This window comes from Paenibacillus oryzisoli (genome assembly GCF_001653565.1).
GTDB classification, from domain to species: Bacteria; Bacillota; Bacilli; order Paenibacillales; family NBRC-103111; genus Paenibacillus_E; species Paenibacillus_E oryzisoli.
The window spans coordinates 152984-177742 of record NZ_LYPB01000072.1; the positions used below are offsets into that span (position 1 = coordinate 152984).

A 24759-nucleotide genomic window follows, 5' to 3' on the forward strand; every position below is an offset into this window, starting at 1 on the left:
CTCTTCGAGGGCGATGCGGAGTATCGTGCGATCGTAAGGGTTACCGCAGGTATGGACTATATCGAACTGCGTGAGTGGATGTCGGGATTTGCCGTTGGAGAAGATGCAATGCTTGTGATAGAGTGGCGTACGTTTGCGCCAAAGCGCCGGTATACCAAGCCGCGCAGTGCAGAGCCGATCGATCGTTACTTGAATGGAAACGGAGAGCTGCCGTTCAGGGTGAAGCCGTACGATAATGCAGTATGCTGGCAACAGGCGAAAGCTGCAGCATTTGCCGACGAAACAGTCGAGGCTGCTGTATTTGTCAAAGACAGCGGCTTCTGGGATGACGGCGAGTACGCGTTATGGGGCTCGCCGCAGACGCTGGCGCTCCGTTTCCGTTGGTCGCGCCGCCGCCAGGCACTCAGCTGGGAGTACCCGCTGGCTGTGGGAACTCGCTGTACGGCGATTGCGCTATATCGGGCGCAGCAGGAAGTTGCCGCGCCGATTGAATCGTACGTCGACGAGCTGTGGCTGTGGCATGAGTTCCTCTCGCTCGACAAGGTAAAAGACTGGAAGCTGACATGGGAGGAGCAGCAGTCGGACTATCCGCGTCTGTTTCGCGAGGAGTGGCTGCCGCAGCGGATGCATACTTGGTTCGGCAACAGCACAGTTAAGCCGACACCAGGAGATATGGAAGCCATTGTCGGGCATTTATCGTTTTGCCTGCATAGGCCAGGCGATCTAAGTCCGGTGGCAGCACGGGAATTTTATACCTGGACATCGACGTTCGACTTGGCAGCGTCGGCGATGACACCCGCCCAATTCGACCGGCTGAAAGCTGTCTGGGCGTTTATGGCATACGCGCACAACGAGGAGTGCTTCATGCCGGTGGTCAATATGCTTGCCGGACATCCTAACTTTCTTGTTGATGTGAGAAGCGTTCCCGCATTAATGGCCGCCCTTTTTCCAGCTCATCCCGATGCGCGCAAGTGGAAGGAAGATTTCGAACGGGCCATGGCGCTGAACGCCAAGTACCATGTTCGGCCTGATGTGTCCTCTTGGGGGACTAAGGGAGGGAGACATACAGAAAATTTGGCTTGCTATACACTGTATAACTTAAAAGCGATGCTAAATCCGATCATGGCGCTTCAACGGGTATGGGGCGAACATACCGTTGCTTATCCGAACTACGCCAAGTGGCTAACGTGGCTGCTTAATGCGCTTTCGGCTCCTGTCGAAGGTACGCGTCATGTACCGTCGCAAGGCGCTCACGCTGGCGGACACGTCGACGATTATGCGGCACCGTTGACACTGCGCTCTGCCGCCTTCGGATTGCGTGCCATTGAGCCGCTGCTAGCGGAGCATCTGCTCCGTGTAAGCCCGGCTGCTGCGCGTGGCTACGCAGAGCGCGAGCGAAATACGGAAATTTGGCGCGCAGTTGACGCTGCGCCGCACGATGGCAATACAGGCACGAGACCGCCACTTCGCTCATCGGCATATACCGGTTACGGCTTCGTCCTGCGGGCTGCGGTTGGCGAACCAGCGGAAGCTTCGGTTCACTTGCAGCAGATTGACGAAGGCCCGAACTACCGCTGGGGGCGCGCGGGGCAAGGCGGATGCGGTGTCATCAGCTACTATGCGGCTGGCAAGCGGCTCAGTTTCAACCGTAAGGAGGATGTCGGCGACGACAACATGGGGGACGTACAGGCTTGCTGCAATTTTGGCGTCTTGAACGGACATGAGTTTCGCAGTGTTGGGCGCGGCGAACTGACTGAGCCCCTGCGGGACCTCGGCTTCGCTCAGTTCGCACGCGTGCTTGCGGGACCTTACGCTAGTCCGGCTTATCATTCTCGCAGCGTGCTGATGTCTGGGAGCGACTATATTGTCATCTACGATCAGGTCGGTGACATGCGGGTCAGAGGCCGATTCGCTTGGTTCGTGCAGGAGAATGATCCGTTCCCGACGATTTGCCAGCTGAAACCGGGTGTATCCGGTTACGAAGCTGCACCAGGCATTCCAGCTGAACTTGGACCTGGTGCTTACCGAAACGTCAATGATGAGTCTAAGGGGAAGTATTACGACGGGAATGGTCACTTCCTGACGCTCGTTTCCCCTCACGGCAAGGGCGACTACGGTTACTTGCTGGAAGTTGAGGCGACGGTGTACGGAGCTGCTGTGGTGCTGAACGATCGACGTGATTTCGTGTTCCGAGACGAATCTGCCATTGCGTTCGAAGAAGATGGTGTTTTATTCGACGGACATGCTGGTATAGTCCGCCAATACAGCGCAGAGAAAGCTGAAGCCGCGCTGTTCGTCGGCTCCCGAATTGGCGCCGCTGGCGTTGTTTTGGAGGTAGCCGCCGCTGCTACAACCGAGGAATCGAATGATGAAGGACTGCCAGTGAGCTTCTCCTTTGTTCGCAACGGCAACGAGCTAAGCGGTGGGTATGCCAGCGGCAGCGGAGCCGTCATGACACTGACGCTGCCAGAATCACTGAGCGACACGTCGTATCGTCTGTACATTGACGGTATTTCATTGGAGCCGCAGGTGAGCGGACATTGCGTCTCTTTCAATCTGCCAGCGGGGCGCGGTCAGTGGGAGTGGACAGAACGGCTGTCGACCCCCGCTGCTGTGCAGTTCGCAGGGTACCGAGCTACCACTGGTATAGCAGAGCTGATCTGGGAGCCGGCCGAAGGGGCAGAAAGTTACGAGATTGCCGTCAGTGACGACGGTGGATCGAACTGGACTGCCGCGGCGTCGGGCATATCTGGCGAGCTGGATACAACGCTTCAATTATGTTGGCGGCTTACGGGGACGAACGGCACGAAGCGCCATGTTCGCATACAGGCCGTCAACCGCGACCGAAAAGGGCCGTGGAGCGAGGATTATCCCGTCTACTTCACGGGAGAATCTCCAGAGCGAGCGGACGGGCTGCGGATCGCACGGACGAAGCGCGGTTTTCAGTTGACTTGGGGCTGGCAGCTCGGTGCGACGGGCTACCGGTTGTACCGTCGGGAGTATGGCGAGGGCAGCTTTGCCGTCATTTATGAAGGGGATCGGCCCGTATACGATGACGAGGCCGCTGATCCAGCGTGTATCTACGAATACTGCGTTGCAGTCTGCAACGGCAATGGCGAAGGTCTTGCGTCGCCGCCGAGGGACACAGTTCCCGGAGGTCTAACCGACTGGGATCCTAAACCAGCCGAGAAGTTTCGCCGCTACACACGCAGCCACGAATATGGCTACCACGGGTTTGACCATTGGGAGAACGACAGCAAGCCAGTGCTTTCGTACCCGCGGTCGGGTAATTATGCTCCGCAGAGTGAATAGAGGTGAACGATCATCATGGATGCAGGCATTTCACATGAATCGATTGTATATAAAGAAGGGGCTGGATATAAGCTCCGGCTGTTAATTTGCCGGCCAGAAGATTGGCATGCAACTGACGCAAGACCAGCTATCGTCTGGATTCACGGCGGTGGCTGGCGGGGAGGTCAGCCAGAAATGTTCCTGCGCCATTGCCATCTATTCGCGGCGCGCGGCGCGGTGACCGTTAGTGTAGAGTACCGGCTCATGCCAAGAGAAGGCCATGATGTGGAACGAGGCCATGCGGCAGGCATCGAAACGTGCCTCGAAGATTGCCGCTCTGCCATGCGCTATATTCGTCGCCATGCAGCAGAACTCGGCATCGATCCACAACGCATCGCGGTTGTAGGAGACTCCGCCGGCGGTCATCTGGCTGTAAGCCTCGCCACACTCGACAACTACGATGTTGACGGTGAAGATGCAACCGTATCTGCGATGCCGAACGTAATTATTAACTGCAATGGCATCGTTGATTTCACAGGCCGTTGGAAAGAGATGGTACCTGTTATAGATATGGAAAAGGTCGATAGTGATCCAGTGCATGCCTGGTTGATACGCCACAAGCTCGCGAAGGCGCTGTCGCCACTCTATCAAGTGCGCGTGGGGCAGCCGCCGATGCTAATTATGCATGGGTTGCAGGACACAACCGTCGTACCCGAGGATGCGATACGCTTCTACGAAGCGTATTCCGCTGCAGGCAACAAGGTTGAGCTCTTGCTGTATCCTCATCTAGCTCACGCGTTCGTGCTGTTCGATTACAAGACCGAGGAGGAGGAAGTCTTGAAAGTCATCGCGAGTATAGACGAATATCTGATGGGATTCGGGTATTTGTCGAAACCTGCTCTATAAGATTTAGTGGTAGATCTGCGCTAACGGAAGAATTGCTTGCGATCGTCGTTTATTTGGCTATTGCAAGCAGTTGCATCCACGACAAAACATATACAATTACCTGCTGTTCAATCCGAAGTATATAGTTGAGCAGTTTGATCTTCCATGACGGTTTATTTATGTTGAGACTCTCACATAAGTCGCATTAGCGGCTCAAATAACTGCATTTTCTACAGTTAAACAGACGAAATTCCAGCATTTAAAGCAAATAGATGGATTTTCTGCCGTTAATTCAGCCGATTGAGCTAAACTAGCTCGATCCGGCGAAAATAGATGCAGAAAATCCATCTAATCGTTGAAAAACGTGAATTTCTCGCCAAATAACGGGAGGTTTTCCAGTTATTTGGCGTCGGCGCTAGTGTTGTTGTTGTTGTTGTTGTTGCTGTTGTTGTTGTTGTTGTTGAACTTGAACTTGAACTTGAACTTGATCTTGATCTTGATCTTGATCTTGATCTTGATCTTGATCTTAATCTGATCTTGATCTTGGTATTAAAGCTAATGCTAATGTTGCTCCCCGATGGTGTTGCTCACCCGTAGACTTCCTACCGCGCCCAAACGCGGAGCATATACCCACTAACCAACAGGCTAATACCGCCCATTCCCTCGAGAATTACATCGGAATACCCCAAATACCCGACGCCCATTATCACGGTTAACGCGAATAACCACAAGCCTAGATAAATAAGGGACCTGCCGAGCAGAAGTCCAACTTGGACGAACCCGATGGCGAGCAAGAAAGCTCGCAAAATCGGAGCAAATAGCTGATTCACCGCGCCAATCGCTTCTAATAAAGCCACGGCAGCAACGAGCATAGCCCCTGGCAGTACAACGAATATTGGACGCCCCCATCCGGTACGTTCCGTATCTTCATTGGCCTGTCCAGTGTTTTTTCGCATCCCCCAGATTTGGATCAAACTGGCAACCACAGCCGTAACGAAAGCCGCTTGCTTCAGCCAATCCAGATCGCGCCAGTACAGGGCGAAATCAACCGCAGCACTAAACACCCATTCCGCACCCCAAATGAACAACAGGGGGATTAAGCCATGAGCTTCGCGCAGCCAATCTTTTCTTTTATTGTCGAGTTGCTGTTGGTTTTGCGTTACTTTGTTTTGCATACATTCACCTCTAGTTTTATGTTCCACACTTCTCGTATAATGGTACCATGTCCATTCATTCATCCATTATAACTTGAACACGGCCTATAGAGAAGGAGAGCAGCATGTACAGCGAAGAACAGCAATTGTATTTCTCCAAGAACTTGTTGGAGTGGTACCAGACACATAAACGTGATTTACCTTGGCGCAGAAGTAAGAACCCTTATTATATATGGATTTCCGAAGTCATGCTGCAGCAAACACGCGTAGATACGGTGATTCCGTATTTCCATCGATTTGTTGACCAATTTCCAACCGTAGAAGCATTAGCAACGGCACCGGAAGAGAATGTACTTAAAGCGTGGGAAGGACTCGGCTACTATTCGAGAGCTAGGAACCTTCAATCAGCAGTTAGAGAAGTTCATGAACGTTATGAAGGCGTTGTCCCGCAAAATAAAGCCGACATCTCCGCCCTCAAAGGCGTCGGTCCTTACACTTCAGGGGCGATCCTGAGTATCGCCTACAACAAGCCAGAGCCTGCTGTCGATGGCAATGTGATGCGCGTGCTTTCGCGCTATTTTCTCATCGAAGAAGATATTATGAAGCCGTCGACTCGGACGATTATGGAGAAGCTCGCACGCGAGCTCATACTGGAAGGTACCGCCAGCGACTTCAATCAAGCCCTAATGGAATTGGGGGCCATGGTATGTACCCCCAGGTCGCCGCACTGCTTGACATGCCCCGTCATGGCGCACTGTTCGGCACGTGAAGCGGGCATGGAAGAGGCGCTTCCGATCAAAAAGAAGGCCAAACCGCCTCGTCCTGAATTGCGTGCTGTGGCGTTCGTCGAAGGTACGGGTGAGAACGCAGGCAAATGGTTGATCAGACAGCGTCCGCAGGAGGGCTTGCTAGCCCGCATGTGGGAGCTGCCCCATGTGGAATGGCCGTCATCCGGATGGCAGTCCGACGAGGAGAATATGTCCGAGCTTCGCCAAGCCCTTGCCGAGCAGGAGCTGATCGGAATTCAGCCCGATGAGTGGTTTATGGATACGGAGCATATTTTTAGCCATATCGTGTGGAAAATGAAAGTATACCGTGCCAAGCTGGGTGACGCGAATCGTCAAAGCACGGGGGAAGAATGGATTCCGTTCCATTATCGTTGGGTAGGGCCGGAGGATCTCCAGAATTATGCATTCCCCAATGTATTCGTACGAATCATGAGAGAATGGCAGGAGCAATGCGAAGAATAGCGCCATGCAGCTGAGGGCAATTTTAACGAATCTCGGCTTGAATGCCTTCAATATTTGTTAAGGTGATGAGCTTTTTATCTATGAGAATAAGTTCATCATCCAGCAGTTCCTGCAGAACTTTAGTGACGGATTCCCTCACCGTACCGACTAAGTTGGCAAGCTGCTGATGAGTCAGTTTAATATCAATAAGTAGACCGTCTGGCGTAGTGATACCGTGCTGTTCAGACAAGCGAAGAATCGTTTTAATAATACGTGAACGTACGCCAAGGAACGTCAAATCATAGATTTGATCATTGGCATGTCGTAATCGTTGCATCGTCGTTTCCAGGAGCTTTAGGCATAGCCTAGGGCTCTTTTCCATGAACGAAGTGAAGGCAGTTCGACTAAGCACATACATCGTGCTGGCTGCCATGGTTTCTGCTGTTGCCGATCGGGTCATGCCATTACTGAGCAAAGACATTTCTCCGAAGAAATCTCCGTCCCGGAATAGAGCTAATGTGACCTCTTTCGCCTCGTCCAAACGATATATTTTCACAACACCTGAATGGATCAAGAATAGTTCCTTGCCAATTTCGCCTTCTTTAAAAAGGATAGTTCCCTTTGTTACTTTCTTAATTGTAAAAAGTGGTGCAATCCCGACTAGATCTTCTTCCGTAAGCTCTTGAAAGAGGGGGATGTTGTGAAGTAATGGAACAATGGATTTCAAGGAATTGTCACCTCATTTCCGCGTTGAGTTATTAACTTCATGGTACAACGAGGCTCCATGCACGTAAAGGGAAATCACTAATTAACACTTGATGTCATGAGATTCATCTTCCTGGAATATCAATGGGAGTAGAATTCATGCTGCTGTTCGTTGATAACAGGCAAAGGAGTCGATGCTGGGTGGAATGGTATGTCAAGGTGTTATCGAATTATGTAGGATTTTCAGGAAGAGCAAGTCGGAAGGAATATTGGATGTTCGTTTTGTTCAATATTATTATTTCGATCGGGTTAGGTATTGTGGAGGCTATTATTGGGTTGGATCAAGTCTTGTCCGGCCTATATTCGCTATTTATCCTTTTACCGTCTCTAGCTGTAGCCTTTCGAAGATTACATGACACGGGTAAAAGTGGGTGGTGGATACTGCTCGGCATCATTCCGTTGATTGGGTTTATCATTCTGCTCGTGTTTTTCTGCCAAGATAGTGACGTCAACGATAATCAATATGGTCCCAATCCGAAGGGATAGCTAATCGCATATCGCTGTTCCCAAGAGCTTTAGGCATACCTAGGGCTCTTTCCATTTTTACTAATACATGAGAAGGGTTTTCAAGTACAATAGATATAAGCATAGTTAAAACTAAGAGATCTATTTGGAGGATTCAATGAAAAAAATGGCAGTATCTGTTCTCGCGACAGCAACACTAGGTATGGGGATCGGGATCGGTGCGTATGCACAATCCAATATCGAAACGATTCAAGCATTTATAAACCATGAAATAAAGTTCACTTTGAATGGACAAGCTTGGGCACCGAAAGACCCGGATGGCAAGCAATTGAACGCTCTCATCTATGAAGGTTCATCCTATGTACCCCTTAGAGCGGTTGGAGAGGTCTCCGGACTCAAAGTAAATTGGAATGATGCCACCAAGACAATTGAATTGCAAGGTGCTGGTTCTGTTCCATCCGATGGAATACCATATAAGGATTCACAAAATTACGGCAACCAAACGGGGGCGCCTTCGATTAATGATTCCGAACTGCAATTGCCTTCGGCTTCCAATGATTCCGAGACGACATATTCAACGTTTAATGTTCACACCGATACTTCAACGGCTGCTTACAAAGCAGATCAAGAGGAATCTGCAAGACGTAATGGCATCGCTTTAACAGATTTGAAATATGAAAGAATTATCGGTACCAATGTTTTGAAACGAGTGAACATCGATGCCAGTTTCAGAGACGAGAAATTACATCCGCTTCTCAGAGATGGGGTTGAATATGCAAGAGGTATCAGTGCCATGCTGGATTCTAATGCAACAAGTCAGAAGATTATTTATAACTTGGATGGAAAATACGCAGCCTTTAATACGTACTATGATGTTGACGATTACACCAAAAACTCCCCTGAAAAACCTCAAATCAAATTTTATGTGGATGGTCGATTAATCGCAACGGGAGGCGTGTACGTTGGGTCTGATCAGTTCGTTTTCTTTGACGTTACAGGCGTTAAGAAGTTAGAAATTAGCTTTGAAGTTTCTTCTCCTAACTACGCAGCTGTCGCAGCCCTATATGCGCCAAGGTTATATAAAAATAGGTAATAAAAAAAGCGACCCTCAGGGTCGCTTTTCTATTCCGTATTACTTCGCTGCGTCGTAACGTTTGCCAACTTCGTTCCAGTTAACAACGTTCCAGAAAGCTGCGATGTAGTCAGGACGTTTGTTTTGGTAGTTCAGGTAGTAAGCATGCTCCCAAACATCAAGACCAAGAACCGGCGTTTCGCCTTCCATGATCGGGCTGTCTTGGTTCGGCAAGCTGTATACTTTCAATTTACCAGCTTTGTCAACAGCTAGGAAAGCCCAGCCAGAGCCAAAACGTGTAGTTGCAGCAGCAGCGAAATCTGCTTTGAATTTATCAAAGCCGCCAAGCTCGCTGTCAATTGCAGCTGCTAGTGCGCCAGTAGGTGCACCGCCAGCTTCTGGTCCGATTGTTTCCCAGAATAGGGAGTGGTTAGCATGTCCGCCACCATTGTTACGAACAGCAGTACGGATATCTTCAGGAAGGCTGTTAAGGTCAGCGATCAGGTCGTTAAGGGATTTGTCATGCAGAGCTGGGTGTTTGTCCAAAGCTGCATTCAAGTTAGTTACATAAGCGTTATGGTGACGATCATGGTGAATCTCCATCGTTTTTGCATCGATGTGCGGCTCAAGAGCCTCGTTAGCGTACGGAAGAGCTGGTAGTTGATGTGCCATTGAATAAATACCTCCTAAAAATTATGTAGTTTCAATTTCATTATGAAGGAACGCAGCTAATAAAGCAACATTTGTGTTTACTAAGTCGCCAATCCCTTAAATGCCACGTCTTTCCATTTCCCGTGTAATTTGATTGTGCATGGCTGTATCTTGCTCATGAAGATAGGGAGATAAGTCGCCCATCGTACGATGGAGCTGTAGCAGCTCGATTTCAGTCCATTCTTCAGGTTTCTTCGTGCTTAAGAACTGGAAATCTGGAATATTACGGGGATATTCGTGCGCTGTAAGTTCATGATCGAGTTCATTCTTGTGATCTGACATAGGTTTCACCTCTTTCTTAATGAAATATCCTCCTATAAGATGGTGTTTTTTGATCCATCTCATACATGCTTTATAAGGCCGACCACTAGCTCTTTAATCTTAAGCTCTCGGCTGGAGATGTAGCGGCGAATTATCGCAATATTTTGACTACCCGTTTCGACAAATCATGTGGTTTTGAAGGGCGTGCGAAATGCAGCCTTCAATCATCGACGGATCAATTCCATTTGCAACCATCCCATATATTCTCAATTTCATGGTTCTGTTTTACATTGTTCCTTGGCGGTTTGCATTTTATGCGTCTAAATGGCTAGGTCATATTGAATCCCAAGGAGGTAAAAAGAACTAGAATAATCAGCTTTTATGCAGGCTAAATTAATGAAAACGCTTGCATTTAAGCGCTTTCAAGAGATAAATCGAAAAAAACAAAGTTTTTTGTGAATTTCAACACATTTTCAGCAGGATTTCGTGTTTTTTTGTCGTATTTACTTCTTTACCAGAAAATTAATCTCTACAAATTAATATAGAATTGGGAGAGAACCGTATGCATGTTCGTTCATTTCAACTTGGTGATACCTCTTCGGTTAAAGAACTTCTAGAAGACGTTCTGTCGGAAACCTGCTATGAAGAGACGATTGAAGCCTTCGCTCGTCAGCTTTCGTGGGACACGGAGCTTGTTTTAATCGCTCAAGAAGAAGAGCAAGTCGTAGGCATGATTATCGGCACGATCGATAACAACAATGGCTACTACTACAGGATCGCAGTCGCAACAGCATATCAACGTAAGGGTATCGGCAAAGCTTTGATCGAGGCAATGAAGCAGCGGTTTCTCGGGCGGAATGTGAAGAAAATTATGGTGACAGTAGATGTGCACAATGAAATGGTGCTGCCTGTGTATGAGTCTGCTGGCTACAGTTCAGATGACTTTTCCAGAACCGCTCATCGACTTAGCATTGTGAAAAAAGTAAGCGTGTAGGCTTTACTTGCTACGGGTAGGGAAATAATTAAGTTAGCTTATAGGGAGCATATCTGTGCCGCCATTGCAATTGGGGGTCAGATATGCTTTTCTAGTATAATAAGGTGACGTTTCGGCAGCAATTTACAGAGGAGCTTGGAACATGGATAATTTCACGCCGTATGTGATAAAAAGCTTCAAACACGACGGGCATCTCCACCGCATGTGGTTGACCAATTGGCAAGTTCCTGCAAGTATGCTCCATGAAGAGCATCAGAAACAGGGCATGCTTGTGTTCATTAATAGTCAGACTAAGATTCAAGAAGCGGATGGTAAAGAGTGGGTTAGCCGTGTTCCTGGGGTTTCTTTTTTTATTCCAAGAATGTGGTTTAATATCGTTGCGCTCATGGAGGAAACCGGCGTGCGCTACTACTGTAATGTGGCTTCTCCTTTGTATGTAAATGGCAACATCTTAACGTATATCGATTATGACTTGGACGTGATTCGGTTACCGGATCGCACCGTACATATTGTCGATCAGGATGAATATGAGCGTCATAAGCTTGCTTACCATTACTCGGCCCTTGTCGAAACGAAGGTGAAGGAGGGGCTCGCAACACTGCTGACATTAGTGAATGAGGACAAGCCCCCTTTCCAGGACGACATGGTGATCTACTATTATGAGCAATGGGAAAAGTATAAGAGCGGAGGCAGTTGAATGAGCTTCTTAGTCAGGCGAGAGGATTCGAAAAGGCAAGTTTCTGCGCAAGGGTATGTTCAAGAATCGAAAAGCTTCGCGCACGAGTTGTGGGATTGGACCAAATCCATTCTCGTAGCTCTTCTTGTTGTTATCCTTGTTCATCAATTCGGCTTTAATCTATCTACGGTGCGCGGTCACTCGATGGATCCAACGCTCCACGAAGGTGAGTGGCTATTCGTGAACAAAGCGATCACCTACTTGAAAGCGCCGAGCCGCGGTGAAATTGTTATTCTCGAAGAACCGGAGAAGTTAGCGTTACCGCAGCACCCCTTGTTGGTCAAAAGAGTCATTGCTATCGCAGGCGATGAGGTGCAGGGCCGCCAAGGAGATCTTTATGTAAATGGCGATAAAGTCTCGGAGACATACACGGATACGCCCATACAAGATGGGGACTTCGGACCGACTGAAGTCGGACCCGGTGAAATCTTCGTCATGGGCGATAATCGGCACCTAGCAGCAAGTGCAGACAGCCGTCTGTTCGGAGTCATACCAATCAATCTCGTTCAAGGACGAGCGGACTTCGTGTTATGGCCGTTAGACATGGCGGGAAAGCTGTAACTATAACGTATAGATGATATAAACAGAGAGGGTGAGCGAATTGGCGGTTTCCCATGCAGAGACAACAGACTGGCGCAAGTTACAACAAGAGATCGTGGAAGCCGCATCCTCTCTTGGCATAGATAAGATCGGCTTCACGTCCGCGGAGCCGTTCCACGCATTGAAAGACATCCTTCTCCGTCATAGGGAGAAGGGCTTCGAATCCGGCTTCGAGGAGCCGGATATCGAGAAGCGGGTACACCCGGAGCTGAGCTTCGAGGCGCCGCGCTCGATCATCTCGATCGCCGTCGCGTACCCGTCGAAGCTGAAGAACCCGCCCCGATCGGAGCCTGGGGCGTATCGAGGCATGATCTCGCGCTCCTCGTGGGGGAGCGACTACCACGACGTGCTTCGCGACCGGCTCGCGAAGCTGGAGGCCTTCATCGCCGAACGCGTGCCGGAGGCGAGGCTGATGAGCATGGTCGACACCGGTGCCCTCGTCGACCGCGCCGTCGCCGAACGTGCCGGTATCGGCTGGAGCGGCAAGAACTGCGCCGTCATCACCCCCGAATGGGGATCGTGGGTATATTTGGGCGAAATGATCACGAACATCCCATTCGAATCCGATATAGGTATTATGGATCAATGCGGGGACTGTACGATATGCATCGATGCTTGTCCCACAGGGGCGCTAGTCGGCCCTGGGCAGCTCAATTCGAGCCGCTGCATCTCCTTCATCACCCAGACCAAGGGGTACGTGGATGATGAATACAAACGCAAGATCGGCAACCGACTCTACGGCTGTGATACGTGCCAGGTCGTCTGCCCGAAGAACAAGGGGATGAACTGGACGCATCATCCCGAGCTTACGCCTGACCCTGAGAAGGTCAAGCCGCTCCTTATTCCCTTGCTCACGATGTCGAACAAGGATTTCAAAGAGCAGTATGGGCGCATCGCCGCATCCTGGCGCGGCAAGAAGCCCATCCAGCGCAATGCGATCATTGCGCTTGGCAATTTCAAGGACGGCACCGCGGTGCCGGTCCTGACAGAGCTGCTGCGGAGCGATCCTCGCCCGGAGATCCGGGCTACCGCAGCGTGGGCGCTCGGGCGCATCGGCGGCGAGGAAGCGTTCGCGGCTTTACGTAAAGCCGCTGCGGCTGAGCAAGAGCCGCAAGTCCAAGCAGACATCGAGAAAGCCATAGCTGGGCAGAACAGTCAAGCAGTGGCCGTACAGGAGGGATAAGATGAAACAGCCGCAGGAGACAGTCTTGCTGACCTATACGGAGATCGATTCACCCATCGGTTCCCTTGTGCTTGTGGCATCCCCACAAGGCCTCTGCAAGGTCGAGTTCGGTACGTATGAGCAGAATCGAGAACAACGTGAGCGATGGGCAGAGCGTTGGTATGGGGCGTTTGAACTGAACGAGAATGCGGAGCAGCTCGCGCCCGTCGCGGAGCAGTTAACGCAGTATTTTAAGAGAGAACGAGAGAGCTTTGAAGGGGATCTGGATCTACAAGGGACGGAGTTCCAGAAGCGTGTATGGCTGGCCTTGCAGACGATCCCTTATGGGGAGACCGCATCGTATAAACATATAGCGGAAGCGATTGGCTCGCCTAAAGCGGTTCGAGCAGTAGGGGGAGCGAACAATCAGAATCCGATTCCTGTCATCATCCCCTGTCACCGGATCATTGGAGCTGGCGGCGATCTCGTGGGTTATGGCGGTGGGCTTCCGACCAAAGTGCACTTATTAGATTTGGAACAACGAACACTGTTCTCCTAGAAGTTCAACAATTACAACATGTGGAGTGAATCCTATGAAATATGTGCATTTGGATTCGGTGGAGGCTGGCCACTACCTGGGACGCACGATATATGCCAGCAATGGAGCTATTTTGCTATCTGAGGATGTGCAGCTAACCGTATTTATGATTAATACACTGAATCGCATTGGTGTGACGATGATTTACATCAAAGACCCGAACCTGGCCGATGTAGAAGTTCCGGAGATCCTGTCGGACGAAACGAAGCGGCTTGTGATGACCCAGATGGGGCAGACGTTCGCAGCGATTCAGTCGGGCAAAGAGTTCAACTCGCGCAACGTCAGCTTGTCGATCAACACACTATTAGATGAAATTATGAAGAATCGTGATGTCCTCGTACAACTGAGCGATATCCGGACACAGGACAATCAAATGTACATCCATGCGATGAACGTGTGTATGATGTCCGTGCTCATCGGGATGAATATGGGGATGAATGCGACGCAATTGAAAGATCTGGCCATGGGGGCCTTGCTCCACGATATCGGCAAAGTGGAGCTGCTCACAGACGACGAATCCGATGATCCGAGGCGGCACCATACGTGGCGTGGATTTGAGCTCCTGAAGAGTAAGCGTGAGTTTAATCTGCTCATAGCCCATGTTGCCTTCCAGCATCATGAGACATTGAATGGAGAAGGCGTTCCGAGAGGAATTACGGGCGAAGAAATTCATCTCTATGCCAAAATAACCGCCGTCGCTAACATGTACGACAACTTGTTGTTTGATATGTCTGCAGGACGCCGTAAACTGCCGCATGAAGCTTGTGAGTATATGCTGGCGCTGGCGGAGACGAAGCTAGACTTGGATGTGTTGATTCAATTTATGAAAATTGTCTCGATTTATCCGACAGGTACTTCGGTTCGGTTGACCAATCGCGAGACTGGCGTTGTCGTCGGACAGCACAGAGGGCTTCCGACTCGCCCGATTATTCGAATTGTGAAGCAGGACGCCTCAGATAAATTGCTGGAGATCAAAGAAATCGATCTGGCCAAGGAAACAACTGTTTTCATTGAACAAGTTCTTTAAAATATAGGAATATATGTTTCACTCGATAAATCGGCTATATTTCTCCATAAACGCACTCGTCCTTAATGGACGATGCAGTCGTTTATTTTGTTTGTAAACCGTGGAACAGTAATGATATGATAGAACAAGCATTCTATTCTAAACTTTGTACAAGCAGGGGGCACAGATTATGTGGAGTTATCTTATTCCCATTCTCACATTGATTGTTGGTTTGGTCGGCGGTTTCTTTATTGGTGTATTCTATCTGAAGAGACAGCTGGAATCCATGCAGAACAATCCTGAGATGCTAGCCAAAATGGCGAAGCAAATGGGTTACAACATGAATAAACAACAATTGAATAAAGCACAACAAATGATGAAAAATCAAAATTTCAATCAAAAACGGAAGTAAAATACATTCTTAATTTTAAGAACTAGGGTGGAGTGATAGAGAAGATGGCATCCATCGATTATAAAAACGGTCTAGTCGCGGAGAATCGCGAGCAGATTGAAAGTCATGTCCGTGAAATTTTGCGACTGATTGGTGAAGATGTAGATCGGGAAGGGCTTCTAGATACGCCAGCTCGTGTAACGCGTATGTATGAAGAAATTTTTGCAGGGTATGCAGCAGATCCTCGCGAAGTGCTCGGCGTTACGTTTGATGAACAGCATGAAGAGCTTGTTATTATCAAAGATATCGTGTATTACAGCCAGTGTGAGCACCATATGGCACCTTTCTTCGGCAAAGTTCATGTGGGTTACTTACCAAGCGGTAAAGTGGCTGGTCTCAGCAAATTTGCTCGTTTGGTTGATGTGGTTACACGCAAGTTGCAGGTGCAAGAACGGATTACCTCTGAAATTGCTGATATCTTATTCGATGTACTTAAGCCGCATGGCGTCATGGTTGTCGTTGAAGGTGAGCATATGTGCATGTGCGCAAGAGGTGTGAAGAAATACGGCAGTCAAACCGTAACATCGGCTGTGCGCGGATCCTTCCGTAAGGATGCAACACTGCGTTCGGAATTTCTATCCTTATTAAAATAAGAAGAGAACCGGGGAATGTGCATGAAGACAATGGTCTTGTGCATCATTCCCTTTTTTTAAATGTGCATCAGGTTAGACTTGTTGGGGGATGGAGAATATAGTATTCTTTTTTAAATATAATCCTTCTGCATCAGGGGGTCGGATGGTGACTATTGTACATGCTCTCGCATAAACTGTTAGCAGTGTGTGCAATCGTTTGAGGGGCAGAATACATGTGAGATCGGCGCCTTACGCGCATGAGGGCTAGAGGAGGCAAACATATGAACAACATACGGAAATATCGGCCTGGTGAGGCAGCTTCCTCGAAATGGAGTGAAGAACGAGATGAATTTGAACGGGATTACGCAAGATTGATTCAGTCACCGACCTTTCGGCGTTTACAGGGCAAATCTCAGGTGTTCGGAGCAGGCTCTGGCGATTACTATAGGACACGTCTAACGCACTCCTTGGAGGTTGCACAGATCGCACGGGAAGTGGCGAAGCGTTTAGAGCGGACGAATCCCTTTTTGAGCAAAAGAGAACATCCAGGCCTGATCATCGATCCGACCGTGGTCGAGTGTGCATCCATTGCGCATGACTTCGGTCATCCGCCTTTCGGACATAAGGGTGAAGAGGTACTCAATCATATCCTCTTGAAGGATCACGGCTTGAAATATGAGGGCAACGCGCAAAACTTCCGTATCCTCATGTTTCTGGAAAAACGAGCGGGCAGCGAGAGTGGCCTAGATCTGACGGCAGCTGTGCTTCTCGGCATCAATAAGTATCCTTTTCTAATTGAAGAAGAGGGGCGCTTGAAGGGTGTTTACGGGGCAGAGTGGGACGTTATTCAGGAGCTGCGGGACATCTGGAAGATGCCTGCGGGTTGTTCCACGCTGGAAGCACAATTGATGGACCTGTGCGATGATATTGCGTATTCTACGCATGATATCGAGGATGGCATTCGGGCAGGCAAAATTCAAATGAACGCTACCTTTTTCGAGGATCAGCGCTTAATTCGACATCTCGTGATGGAGATATTGAATGATCCCAACCAGCACAAGTTCGGGTGGGAGCAAGTCGATATCGAACAGATGGTGCGCCGCGTGCTGCACGATTATTTGGAGCAATGGGAGCTCATATTCGCCGAATGCAACCGTGAGGAATCACGGACGCGCAGAGAGATGAAGGCTCGCTGGGTCAGCTCTTTTGCTTCGCGGCTGGATATTATCGACGACACGGATCGTGGCTGGAAGAAGGTCGCCCTCGTCAGAGACGGCGTAGAGGACATGGATCTGCTGCGGACGATGGAAATCCTCAAGAAATTAGCGTGGGTCACGCTGATCAAGGATTTCCGCGTGCTGCGCCTGCAGAAGCGCAGCGAAATCATCGTCGAGCGCCTCTGGGACAGCTTCATCCATAAGGATAAAGGACAATGGATTATCCCGCCCGACTGGATTGACAGCTACGAGCGACGCAGCATCAACAGCAATTGGAGCTGGCCGCGCTTCGTCGCGGATTACATCTCGGGCATGACCGACGCCTACGCCGAGAAGGTGTATGCGGAGCTGTTCGCGAGTAAATCGGGCTCGATTTATGAGATGGATTGAGAAGTGTGAGTAGCTGTAAGTAACTGTGAGTGACTGTGAGTGACTATGAGTGACTATGAGTGACTATAGGTAACTGTAGGTAACTAACTGCGGGTACACCTTCCGGGCGATTTATAAGCCAGTTATCAACCTCCCTCTACCGCTGGCGCTAGTGAGAACGCGAATAACTGGATTTTATACAGCTAATTTGGGCTGTTTAGGCACCTTTTAGATGAATAGATGGATTTCCTGTAGTTAATTTGATGGTTATAACGGGAAATAGCGAAAAGTGCAGCATTTAGCTGTACTTTTTCCATTTAAATTGGAAAATCAACGAAATAAGCTGGAAATAGCTGTAGGTTTTCCAGTTAAGTTCGTTGCAACAGAGTTGAGTGGTACTGGTGATTAAGTGGAGAGCGCACAATGCCCAAGTGCAGGATCCCAAGATCCCAGATTCAAAGATCTAAGATCTAAGATCTAAGATCTCAAGAGCTAAGCTACTTAAACTACTATCCACAATGACTGCAACAGACAGCGGCCACCAGACATTCTTCAACTATTACCTAACATAAGCCAGCAATCAACATACCCAGCCTCGAGCATCAGTCAGCAACCAAGTAACATAACCAGACTCAAATAGCAGTCAGCAGTAGAGTAACATAACCAGCCCCAAGCAACAGTCAGCAGCCAAGTAACAAAAACGAGCCACAAGCATTGATTACCAGCCAAGTACCATAAACCATACCAACAGTAGTCATCCAGCCAAGTACCATAACCAGCCCAAAGCAACAGTCAGCATCCAAGTATCATAAACCGCCACCAAACAAGTAGCTATTTTATCTTTCAGGTCCTCACGTGCCAGTACCAGCAGCATGGCAAGCAAAATCGGCGCGAGCCTCACCGCCAACGCGAATAACTGGATTTTATACAGCTAATTTGGGCTGTTTTGGCACCCTTTAGATGAATAGATGGATTTCCTGTAGTTAATTTGATGGTTATAACGGGAAATAGCGAATAGTGCAGCATTTAGCTGTACTTTTCCCATTTAAATTGGAAAATCAACGAAATAAGCTGGAAATAGCTGTAGGTTTTCCAGTTAAGTTGCGACGCAGGAGGATTGGGTTGAGAGGATTGCTGATTTTGGAGTAGAAGGGTAGGCGCGGGCTTACGTCTTATTCGTCTGGGCATGCAAGCGGGCAAAACGGCAAAAAAATACCGACCTCATCAGAGGTCGATTTTATAGGGAGGAGGGAATACCAGCGTTAACGTGCTCGGATGTGGCCAATGGTTCAATACTGTTAAGGAAGTCCATTGTGCGGGTCACATACGTTTTGGGCTCAGCACGATACAGAAGTTCATGCTGTGCATTAGGGAGAATCCATAGCTTAGAGGCGGTGTTGTGCTGCTGCTTGAACATGGCCTCGACGAGAACATGAGGTGCTTTGTTATCATTGGTGCCATGAATCATGAAGATCGGCATCTCATAGGATGTTGTTGTCACCTTGGTAAAGGGCACGTCATGCAAGCTCACGCCATTCAGTATTGGGAAGAATAAACGAACAAGCGGTAGAGAAGGGTACTTTGGCAAACGCACGACTTGATTCATATTTTGATAAAGGGTGTCCGAGTTCAGTAGAAAGGTGCTGTCTAGGATCATCCCTGAAATATCTCCGTTTTGTTGCAGAGCTGTCTGTAAGGCAGTACCTGCCCCCATAGAGAAGCCCCAAATAAAGATCGAACCGCCAGTAGACTGTTTGACGTAATCGATGGCCCCAAGCAGTTCCTGGGATTCCTGAACGCCGCCGGTCATGAGGCGACTACTCGTAGGATTCACATAGCCATAGTCAAACATGAGAACGTTGTATTGCTTTTTATGAAGCTCGCGGGCCAAGGTGTATAAAGGCACCCATTCTTCTTCACGATTACCACCATAGCCATGTGAGAAAATGACCGTTTTACTCGAGCTAGCAGCCGGGATGAACCAACCATCTAAGTTGGATGCACCATTGTGACTGGGGAAGGAGATGTTCGTGTATGGAAGTCGGACAGCTTTCATCGGATTCGAATGCAGAGGCTCAATATGTGGTCTAGCCAAGGTCCAAGCAATGTAAGCGTGGAAGATAAGAACAACGGACGTACATACAATCAATAAGGCCAAAAGAGTCGTAACAATGAGCTTTCTTCTACGTAGAAATGGTTGTGTAATAACCTGATCAAGTGTGGGCTGAAGCGATCCTGCAACAGGGTTTAGAGTAGTTGTAGACATCTGATAAGCCTCCCTCCATGAAGATGTGTGTATGTGAAATGCTGCTAGGTAGTGTGAAACATGAGTGGGAGGTTTAATTGTTTAAATATTCTGATAAGTGTTGTTGTACTTTAATATTATTCTGAATGCGCTTACAAGTCAATGTGGATGCGGCATTTGTAAGCCTACTGTAACGGTCCTGTAATAATGGGAAAAAGAGATGTTCGACCTTTACGGTTCCATCTTGTTTCGTTATACTGGACATAACTTAGAATGTTATATAAACCCTTGTATATCAAGGGATTTTTTTATGGGGAAAATTATTTACCCACATTTTGCCCACATAGGGCCTCTGATTAAAGGCTTCTCATGAGTTCAGCGAACTTTTGGGAAGCCTCTTTTTTCTTAGACTTTGTTACATGAAGATAGACGCTTTTTGTTACTGAGTCATTATTGTGACCTAGTCGATCCATTATTGTTTCTAGTGCTACTCCGGCCTCAGCAAGAAGTGAGGTATGCGTATGCCTTAGCGAATGGGGAGTTAAAGATTCATTGAGATTTGATAATTTTAGTAGTCTCTTCATTCGATCTCTTACGTTAATGCTGATTTCAGGATAGCCAGGATATCGACTAGCGTTGGCAAATACAAAATCATTATCGTAGTATTTATTACGGTGCTTCATACGAATCAGTTTTTGCCATGATCTATGTTTATCTAGTTCAGCAATCACTGCAGATTCAACCTCAATTATTCGAATAGACTTAATTGTTTTTGGCGTTAATAATTTATAATCCTTAACGTTTCCATCTCCATGATATACCGTTTTTGTGATGCTAATTGTATGCTCATTAAAGTCTATGTCTTTCCATTTCAGGGCACAAAGCTCACCTACTCTCATACCCGTATAAGCCAATGTAATGAAAATGGGGTAATCACGATCTAGGCCGTCTTCAATGGCAGTTTTAAGGAAAGTTCTCAATTCATTTTTTTCGAGAAACTTCGGTAATTTTTCTTCTCGTTCAAGTTCTTCAACGGTTTGTTGTGTCTTCGGTAACTCAGCGTATTCAGTTGGATCTCGTTTAATAATGCCTTTTTCTACCGCTTTTTTGAAAATCATACTGCCTGTTGCATGAATGCCAGATAAGCTACTATCTGCACTGCCGGCGAATTTTAAAGCATTTAATATATTTTGATACATCCCAGTAGTAATATCTTTCATTTTGATTCGAGCCAGATAACATTTTAGTTTTTTTAGAGCAAAACTTCTTGCTCTAATCGTACTTGGCTTCACTTTTCCGCTAAGTTGATAAGTTTCTAACCATGTTTTGGAGAATTCGTCGAACGTAATATCCTTTCCCTCAACAAAATTTCCTTGTATTAATTCAGTGTGTATCTGTTTGGCAGCAGCCTCAGCCTCAGCCTTTGTTGCAAATCCACCCTTTTCTCGTTGTCGGCGCTCGCCAGTTTTAGGATCCGGACCGATATCAAATCGGAAATACCACTTAGCCCCACAGGTACATTTTTTCTTTTTACACGTGCAGCCGCGGCGACGAAAAGAACCTATTGCCATATAGTTAGCTCCTATTCATGAATATCAACTGTTTTAAAATGTCCCATATAGATACCGCATATCTGCACTTGATTGGGTAAGACTTCAATTGCATCAAAGTCCGGATTCTCAGGGAGCAGTTGTATTTTGTTAGAACCCTCGGACCATTTCATGCGTTTTAATGTGCCTAATTCATTATCATTTATTAGAGCAGCAACAATCTGTCCACTATAATCAGCCCATTCGGCTTGTCGCATGTAAACAATATCACCGTCCTCAATACCAATGCTGCTCATGCTGGTGCCCTTCACTTTAAGAGCGTAATTTGGTTGGGGCTTGTTTAAATAAGGATAGTAAACGTATCCTTCTATATTTTGATTAGCTAAAAGTCCATCCCCAGCACAGATAGTACCAATGAGAGGAATAGCCTTTGGTAGAGCATCAAATGGGGTGGGAGTAGCGTCAGCAAAACTTGGATCAATCCTGTCTTTTGAAACTTTTAAAGCAAACGCTATCTTTTGTATGTTACCTGGTACTGCTAAGGATTTTGAATTTAGGTAGTCAGAAATAGTGCTGGTAGGAATCCCAGTCTGTAAACTTAATTCTCTTTGAGTCATTCGATTATCATTCAATAATGTTTTTAGATTTTTTGCGATGCTTTCTCTGAGCTTTAATTCAAATTCGGTATGCTTACCTCGTTCCATTCTTCATACGCTCCTATAACAGACATCTTTTAATTTCATTATATCCGAATAAAACCGAAAAAGAAAGAAAATAATCCGAATTTATTCGGTTGACTATCCGAAAATAATCGGATAAGATGGGGACATGCATTCGAGAATACATGAAAGGCGGCTATAGTTTATGACGGTTGTTGAGGTTCAAGTTGCAGAAGAGGACATTGCCGGAATGGTTACACTTGAAGCTGCGAGAGTAAATTGTGGTTATAGTCTCGTCGAGGCTGCTGACCTTTTCGGGATCCATCGAGACACACTTTGGAAATATGAGCAGGATTCTACTCGTGTCTCAAGAACATTTATGATTAAAGTACAAGAGGTTTATGGATTTAAGCAAAATCAAATTTTTTTTGGCGTTAAATCCGATTTTTTTCGGATAAAAAGGAATGCTTCATAACTTAAAAATATTGATAAAAGTAAAGGAGGTAGCAAATGTCTGAAGATAAAAATCTCATGTTGGATGAGTTGCCCGAAATGTTAACGGTTCAGCAAACTGCGGATCTACTGGGTGTATGTCGAAACACAGTATATACGCTATGTAAGCGAGCGCAAGGAGAAGGAGGGCTTCCAAGTTTCAAATCAGGAAATACACGACGTATCCGTAAAATGGCGCTACTTGGATGGATTGAATCACGTGAAAAAGCACAAACAAGCTAACTAGATATTTATCGGATTAACTATGCACGAATTGCGAAAATTGACTGATAATGCTGAATCACGTTGTCAAATATTACGGATTAGACATGTCTATTCAATAGGCAAATTAGTATGTAAGTAGCGAAAGGGGGGAATAAAATGCGCGAACAAATTCTTCGTAGTGCAGCCTATTGGGTGCAGGTGAAGGAGATAGCGAAGGAAGGGGCGGTGAAACGGTACGCTCAGCTCAAATATGAGCGCTACATGAATGCTGTGACCTCGGGGAGGTAATTAACATGTTGTTTAAAAAAGAAAGTGCTGCAAAGCTTGAATCACATTACGCAATAGCTAATCCAAATATGCTTGTTAAAACATAAAAATCACCTTCCCCATCCGCCAAGATAGTAAGGTGATTTCACGAAAAATAACTGAGTCAAACTTCTCTTGTTTGCTATTATACATTTGCCTTATTCATAGCGCAAGAGCATGAAGAGCCTCAGATGCCAATTAAGGAGGCGAATAGTATGAAACATAGGATTGTATTGGACAGAAAGATTAATCCGAGTATGAACGTTCTGGGGGCTATCGTAGCAAATCAAGAGCACATATCGGACTTACCGATTTACTGTCATGAACCACTTCTAGAGCGATACTCGCACATTCGCAATTTATTGCTGCGCTTGGAAGGGTTAAACATTGAGGAAATATTAATCGTAAAAGAATTAACTTTATTGCTCGCTAGTCAAGAACAACAATCCGAACCTGACACGATAAGTGATTTCTTTGAATATGTTTTCAACTTACAAATTCGTTCCAAAGAACAGAAAGTAAGTATATATCAGCTGCATATGCTTGAGAACGGAGGCGGCGTGAGTGGATTCTAAAAAATATGAACTTGTGGAAATTATGTGCGATCTATGTAAAGGCATGTCTCGCGAAGAGCTGTTGGAATGGAAGCAGAAAGCTAATGCCTTGCCTGAGGTTAAAAATTCAAATGTATTGAATTTATTTAACGACATGATTAATGTTTTCATCTGTCCAGTAGGATCCAGTGCAGTTCCTAACATGTCATGCGATCAATAAGGCGGTTTTCATGGAAGGATGGATAAAGCTACATCGGAAAATACGAAATAATCCTATATTTAATGATTTCCATTTGTATAGGCTCTGGTCAATTTGTCTACTAGAAGCTTCTCATAAATCACATGAGCAAATTGTTGGAAAGCAGCTCGTGAAACTGAAGCCAGGACAATTTATAACAGGCAGATTCGACATAGCTGAAACTTTCAATTCAGGATTAAAACAGAAAGATAAGATTAAAGGTGATAAGACGGTTTACAGGTGGTTGGAAACGTTAGAATTAGGCGGTTATTTGTCCATTGAAAAGACCAACAAATATAGCATTGTAACTCTTGTGAATTGGGAGTTTTATCAGGGTGATGTCAACAAAGATGACCATCAAATTGACCGACAAGAGACCAACAAGAGACCATCAAAAGACCAACAAATGACCACAAACAAGAATGTAAAGAATGATAAGAATGTAAAAAATGATAAGAAAGAAGATCCAAATACTTCTTCTCGGCAACCAAAAGCTTATGCCGAGGATAGCCTGTATTACAAAATGGCAAAGCATCTTCATGGGCTTATTATGGCATATGCTGAATCTTTGAGCTTGGGTCATTTAGTCAGAGATGCAAAGCTACAGAGTTGGGCAGATGACTGCCGAAAAATGATAGGGATTGATAAACGTGATAAAGACGAAGTCCGCAAGGTTATGGAATGGACAGCCAAGGATATGTTTTGGCGAAAGCAAATTCTTTCAGCGGACAAGCTTAGAAAAAAGTATGAAAGGCTTTGTTTTGAAATGGCAGCGGATCAAGCGAAGAAAGGTGGCGACAAAAGTGACAATGCGAAGGATGATCGAGAAAACGGACAAGGCAGCCCTGATAAACAAACTAATTCAATTACGGGCAATCAAACCGGATGGATTCGAACCAGAGACAACGCCGAAGCCCAAATGCAGAATTTGCAAGGATGAAGAAGGGATCAC

At 46.9% G+C, this 24759-nt stretch carries 27 protein-coding genes; 20 read left to right on the forward strand and 7 right to left on the reverse strand.

The window, feature by feature from the left end:
• The first annotated feature begins 624 nt into the window (after positions 1–624).
• The gene (locus A8708_RS18130; RefSeq protein WP_157264861.1) at positions 625–3312 is read left to right on the forward strand and encodes a fibronectin type III domain-containing protein; all 2688 of its coding nucleotides are present in this window, start codon (positions 625–627) and stop codon (positions 3310–3312) included.
• Positions 3313–3327: 15 nt separating this feature from the next.
• A complete protein-coding gene (locus A8708_RS18135; protein WP_068665934.1) occupies positions 3328–4197 on the forward strand; it encodes an alpha/beta hydrolase in 870 nt (289 codons plus the stop codon).
• A gap of 581 nt (positions 4198–4778) precedes the next feature.
• Here the strand turns inward: A8708_RS18135 and A8708_RS18140 are convergent.
• Positions 4779–5351, reverse strand: a complete 573-nt coding sequence (locus A8708_RS18140; RefSeq protein WP_239696760.1) for a hypothetical protein — start codon at positions 5349–5351, stop codon at positions 4779–4781.
• A gap of 104 nt (positions 5352–5455) precedes the next feature.
• On the opposite strand from A8708_RS18140, the gene mutY reads away from it, so the two are divergent.
• Complete coding sequence (gene mutY, locus A8708_RS18145) at positions 5456–6580, forward strand: A/G-specific adenine glycosylase (RefSeq protein WP_068665936.1); 1125 nt, start codon at positions 5456–5458, stop codon at positions 6578–6580.
• 22 nt (positions 6581–6602) lie between these two features.
• On the opposite strand, the gene A8708_RS18150 is transcribed toward mutY, so the two are convergent.
• Positions 6603–7286, reverse strand: coding sequence for a Crp/Fnr family transcriptional regulator (locus A8708_RS18150; RefSeq protein ID WP_068665938.1), 684 nt, complete (start codon positions 7284–7286; stop codon positions 6603–6605).
• A 179-nt stretch (positions 7287–7465) separates the two neighbouring features.
• On the opposite strand from A8708_RS18150, the gene A8708_RS18155 reads away from it, so the two are divergent.
• On the forward strand, positions 7466–7810 hold the full coding sequence (locus tag A8708_RS18155; RefSeq protein WP_068665940.1) for a DUF805 domain-containing protein: 345 nt from the start codon (positions 7466–7468) through the stop codon (positions 7808–7810).
• 136 nt (positions 7811–7946) lie between these two features.
• A complete protein-coding gene (locus A8708_RS18160) occupies positions 7947–8882 on the forward strand; it encodes an NPCBM/NEW2 domain-containing protein (protein ID WP_068665942.1) in 936 nt (311 codons plus the stop codon).
• Positions 8883–8921: 39 nt separating this feature from the next.
• Here the strand turns inward: A8708_RS18160 and A8708_RS18165 are convergent, their stop codons facing one another.
• The gene (locus A8708_RS18165) at positions 8922–9533 is read right to left on the reverse strand and encodes a superoxide dismutase (protein WP_028555379.1); all 612 of its coding nucleotides are present in this window, start codon (positions 9531–9533) and stop codon (positions 8922–8924) included.
• A gap of 96 nt (positions 9534–9629) precedes the next feature.
• Positions 9630–9854, reverse strand: coding sequence for a hypothetical protein (locus A8708_RS18170; protein WP_068665944.1), 225 nt, complete (start codon positions 9852–9854; stop codon positions 9630–9632).
• Positions 9855–10395: 541 nt separating this feature from the next.
• On the opposite strand from A8708_RS18170, the gene A8708_RS18175 reads away from it, so the two are divergent.
• The 9 genes from A8708_RS18175 (at position 10396) to A8708_RS18215 (ending at position 17559) form a co-directional block, all read left to right on the forward strand.
• A complete protein-coding gene (locus A8708_RS18175) occupies positions 10396–10827 on the forward strand; it encodes a GNAT family N-acetyltransferase (RefSeq protein WP_068665946.1) in 432 nt (143 codons plus the stop codon).
• Positions 10828–10969: 142 nt separating this feature from the next.
• Positions 10970–11524 (forward strand): DUF402 domain-containing protein, encoded by a 555-nt coding sequence (locus A8708_RS18180; protein WP_068665948.1) that lies wholly within the window; start codon positions 10970–10972, stop codon positions 11522–11524.
• Positions 11525–12124, forward strand: a complete 600-nt coding sequence (gene lepB, locus A8708_RS18185; protein ID WP_068665949.1) for a signal peptidase I — start codon at positions 11525–11527, stop codon at positions 12122–12124.
• Positions 12125–12155: 31 nt separating this feature from the next.
• Positions 12156–13346 (forward strand): tRNA epoxyqueuosine(34) reductase QueG, encoded by a 1191-nt coding sequence (gene queG / locus A8708_RS18190; RefSeq protein ID WP_082927610.1) that lies wholly within the window; start codon positions 12156–12158, stop codon positions 13344–13346.
• A 1-nt stretch (position 13347) separates the two neighbouring features.
• Positions 13348–13884: a methylated-DNA--[protein]-cysteine S-methyltransferase gene (locus A8708_RS18195; RefSeq protein ID WP_068665953.1), complete on the forward strand. Its 537-nt coding sequence runs from the start codon at positions 13348–13350 to the stop codon at positions 13882–13884.
• Positions 13885–13918: 34 nt separating this feature from the next.
• Positions 13919–14950 carry an HD-GYP domain-containing protein gene (locus A8708_RS18200; protein WP_068665955.1) on the forward strand — a complete coding sequence of 344 codons (1032 nt, stop codon included), beginning with the start codon at positions 13919–13921 and terminating at the stop codon, positions 14948–14950.
• Between the two features lie 169 nt (positions 14951–15119).
• Complete coding sequence (locus A8708_RS18205) at positions 15120–15341, forward strand: YneF family protein (protein WP_028555371.1); 222 nt, start codon at positions 15120–15122, stop codon at positions 15339–15341.
• 44 nt (positions 15342–15385) lie between these two features.
• Positions 15386–15973: a GTP cyclohydrolase I FolE gene (gene folE / locus A8708_RS18210; RefSeq protein WP_056617551.1), complete on the forward strand. Its 588-nt coding sequence runs from the start codon at positions 15386–15388 to the stop codon at positions 15971–15973.
• 236 nt (positions 15974–16209) lie between these two features.
• Positions 16210–17559: a deoxyguanosinetriphosphate triphosphohydrolase family protein gene (locus tag A8708_RS18215; RefSeq protein ID WP_420848576.1), complete on the forward strand. Its 1350-nt coding sequence runs from the start codon at positions 16210–16212 to the stop codon at positions 17557–17559.
• Between the two features lie 1216 nt (positions 17560–18775).
• Here A8708_RS18215 and A8708_RS18220 read toward each other — a convergent pair.
• The 3 genes from A8708_RS18220 to A8708_RS18230 form a co-directional block, all read right to left on the reverse strand.
• Positions 18776–19804, reverse strand: a complete 1029-nt coding sequence (locus A8708_RS18220) for an alpha/beta hydrolase (protein WP_068665959.1) — start codon at positions 19802–19804, stop codon at positions 18776–18778.
• 335 nt (positions 19805–20139) lie between these two features.
• Complete coding sequence (locus A8708_RS18225; protein ID WP_068665961.1) at positions 20140–21354, reverse strand: tyrosine-type recombinase/integrase; 1215 nt, start codon at positions 21352–21354, stop codon at positions 20140–20142.
• Between the two features lie 11 nt (positions 21355–21365).
• Positions 21366–22037: a LexA family protein gene (locus A8708_RS18230; RefSeq protein ID WP_068665963.1), complete on the reverse strand. Its 672-nt coding sequence runs from the start codon at positions 22035–22037 to the stop codon at positions 21366–21368.
• A 160-nt stretch (positions 22038–22197) separates the two neighbouring features.
• Between A8708_RS18230 and A8708_RS18235 the strand changes: the two genes are divergently transcribed.
• From A8708_RS18235 to A8708_RS36505, 6 genes are all read left to right on the forward strand, one after another.
• On the forward strand, positions 22198–22467 hold the full coding sequence (locus tag A8708_RS18235) for a helix-turn-helix domain-containing protein (RefSeq protein ID WP_239696762.1): 270 nt from the start codon (positions 22198–22200) through the stop codon (positions 22465–22467).
• Between the two features lie 35 nt (positions 22468–22502).
• Positions 22503–22727 carry a helix-turn-helix domain-containing protein gene (locus A8708_RS18240; RefSeq protein ID WP_239696764.1) on the forward strand — a complete coding sequence of 75 codons (225 nt, stop codon included), beginning with the start codon at positions 22503–22505 and terminating at the stop codon, positions 22725–22727.
• A gap of 138 nt (positions 22728–22865) precedes the next feature.
• Positions 22866–22997 carry a hypothetical protein gene (locus A8708_RS36860; RefSeq protein ID WP_275667909.1) on the forward strand — a complete coding sequence of 44 codons (132 nt, stop codon included), beginning with the start codon at positions 22866–22868 and terminating at the stop codon, positions 22995–22997.
• A 233-nt stretch (positions 22998–23230) separates the two neighbouring features.
• The gene (locus A8708_RS18245) at positions 23231–23590 is read left to right on the forward strand and encodes a hypothetical protein (RefSeq protein ID WP_068665966.1); all 360 of its coding nucleotides are present in this window, start codon (positions 23231–23233) and stop codon (positions 23588–23590) included.
• On the forward strand, positions 23580–23789 hold the full coding sequence (locus tag A8708_RS18250; protein ID WP_068665968.1) for a hypothetical protein: 210 nt from the start codon (positions 23580–23582) through the stop codon (positions 23787–23789). Before A8708_RS18245 ends, A8708_RS18250 begins: the two co-directional genes overlap by 11 nt.
• A gap of 10 nt (positions 23790–23799) precedes the next feature.
• On the forward strand, positions 23800–24747 hold the full coding sequence (locus A8708_RS36505; protein WP_068665970.1) for a hypothetical protein: 948 nt from the start codon (positions 23800–23802) through the stop codon (positions 24745–24747).
• The last annotated feature ends 12 nt before the right edge of the window (positions 24748–24759 follow it).

Coding starts and splice junctions, on each gene's coding strand:
- A8708_RS36505 (WP_068665970.1), top strand. CDS start 23,800: ATGGAAGGATGGATAAAGCTACATCGGAAAATACGAAATAATCCTATA.
- A8708_RS18130 (WP_157264861.1), top strand. CDS start 625: ATGCATACTTGGTTCGGCAACAGCACAGTTAAGCCGACACCAGGAGAT.
- A8708_RS18175 (WP_068665946.1), top strand. CDS start 10,396: ATGCATGTTCGTTCATTTCAACTTGGTGATACCTCTTCGGTTAAAGAA.
- A8708_RS18215 (WP_420848576.1), top strand. CDS start 16,210: ATGAGGGCTAGAGGAGGCAAACATATGAACAACATACGGAAATATCGG.
- A8708_RS18140 (WP_239696760.1), bottom strand. CDS start 5,351: ATGCAAAACAAAGTAACGCAAAACCAACAGCAACTCGACAATAAAAGA.
- A8708_RS18225 (WP_068665961.1), bottom strand. CDS start 21,354: ATGGCAATAGGTTCTTTTCGTCGCCGCGGCTGCACGTGTAAAAAGAAA.
- A8708_RS18200 (WP_068665955.1), top strand. CDS start 13,919: ATGAAATATGTGCATTTGGATTCGGTGGAGGCTGGCCACTACCTGGGA.
- lepB (WP_068665949.1), top strand. CDS start 11,525: ATGAGCTTCTTAGTCAGGCGAGAGGATTCGAAAAGGCAAGTTTCTGCG.
- A8708_RS18220 (WP_068665959.1), bottom strand. CDS start 19,804: ATGTCTACAACTACTCTAAACCCTGTTGCAGGATCGCTTCAGCCCACA.
- A8708_RS18135 (WP_068665934.1), top strand. CDS start 3,328: ATGGATGCAGGCATTTCACATGAATCGATTGTATATAAAGAAGGGGCT.
- folE (WP_056617551.1), top strand. CDS start 15,386: ATGGCATCCATCGATTATAAAAACGGTCTAGTCGCGGAGAATCGCGAG.
- A8708_RS36860 (WP_275667909.1), top strand. CDS start 22,866: ATGCGCGAACAAATTCTTCGTAGTGCAGCCTATTGGGTGCAGGTGAAG.
- A8708_RS18230 (WP_068665963.1), bottom strand. CDS start 22,037: ATGGAACGAGGTAAGCATACCGAATTTGAATTAAAGCTCAGAGAAAGC.
- A8708_RS18165 (WP_028555379.1), bottom strand. CDS start 9,533: ATGGCACATCAACTACCAGCTCTTCCGTACGCTAACGAGGCTCTTGAG.
- A8708_RS18170 (WP_068665944.1), bottom strand. CDS start 9,854: ATGTCAGATCACAAGAATGAACTCGATCATGAACTTACAGCGCACGAA.
- A8708_RS18240 (WP_239696764.1), top strand. CDS start 22,503: ATGTCTGAAGATAAAAATCTCATGTTGGATGAGTTGCCCGAAATGTTA.
- A8708_RS18195 (WP_068665953.1), top strand. CDS start 13,348: ATGAAACAGCCGCAGGAGACAGTCTTGCTGACCTATACGGAGATCGAT.
- A8708_RS18180 (WP_068665948.1), top strand. CDS start 10,970: ATGGATAATTTCACGCCGTATGTGATAAAAAGCTTCAAACACGACGGG.
- A8708_RS18245 (WP_068665966.1), top strand. CDS start 23,231: ATGAAACATAGGATTGTATTGGACAGAAAGATTAATCCGAGTATGAAC.
- mutY (WP_068665936.1), top strand. CDS start 5,456: ATGTACAGCGAAGAACAGCAATTGTATTTCTCCAAGAACTTGTTGGAG.
- A8708_RS18160 (WP_068665942.1), top strand. CDS start 7,947: ATGAAAAAAATGGCAGTATCTGTTCTCGCGACAGCAACACTAGGTATG.
- A8708_RS18205 (WP_028555371.1), top strand. CDS start 15,120: ATGTGGAGTTATCTTATTCCCATTCTCACATTGATTGTTGGTTTGGTC.
- A8708_RS18235 (WP_239696762.1), top strand. CDS start 22,198: ATGACGGTTGTTGAGGTTCAAGTTGCAGAAGAGGACATTGCCGGAATG.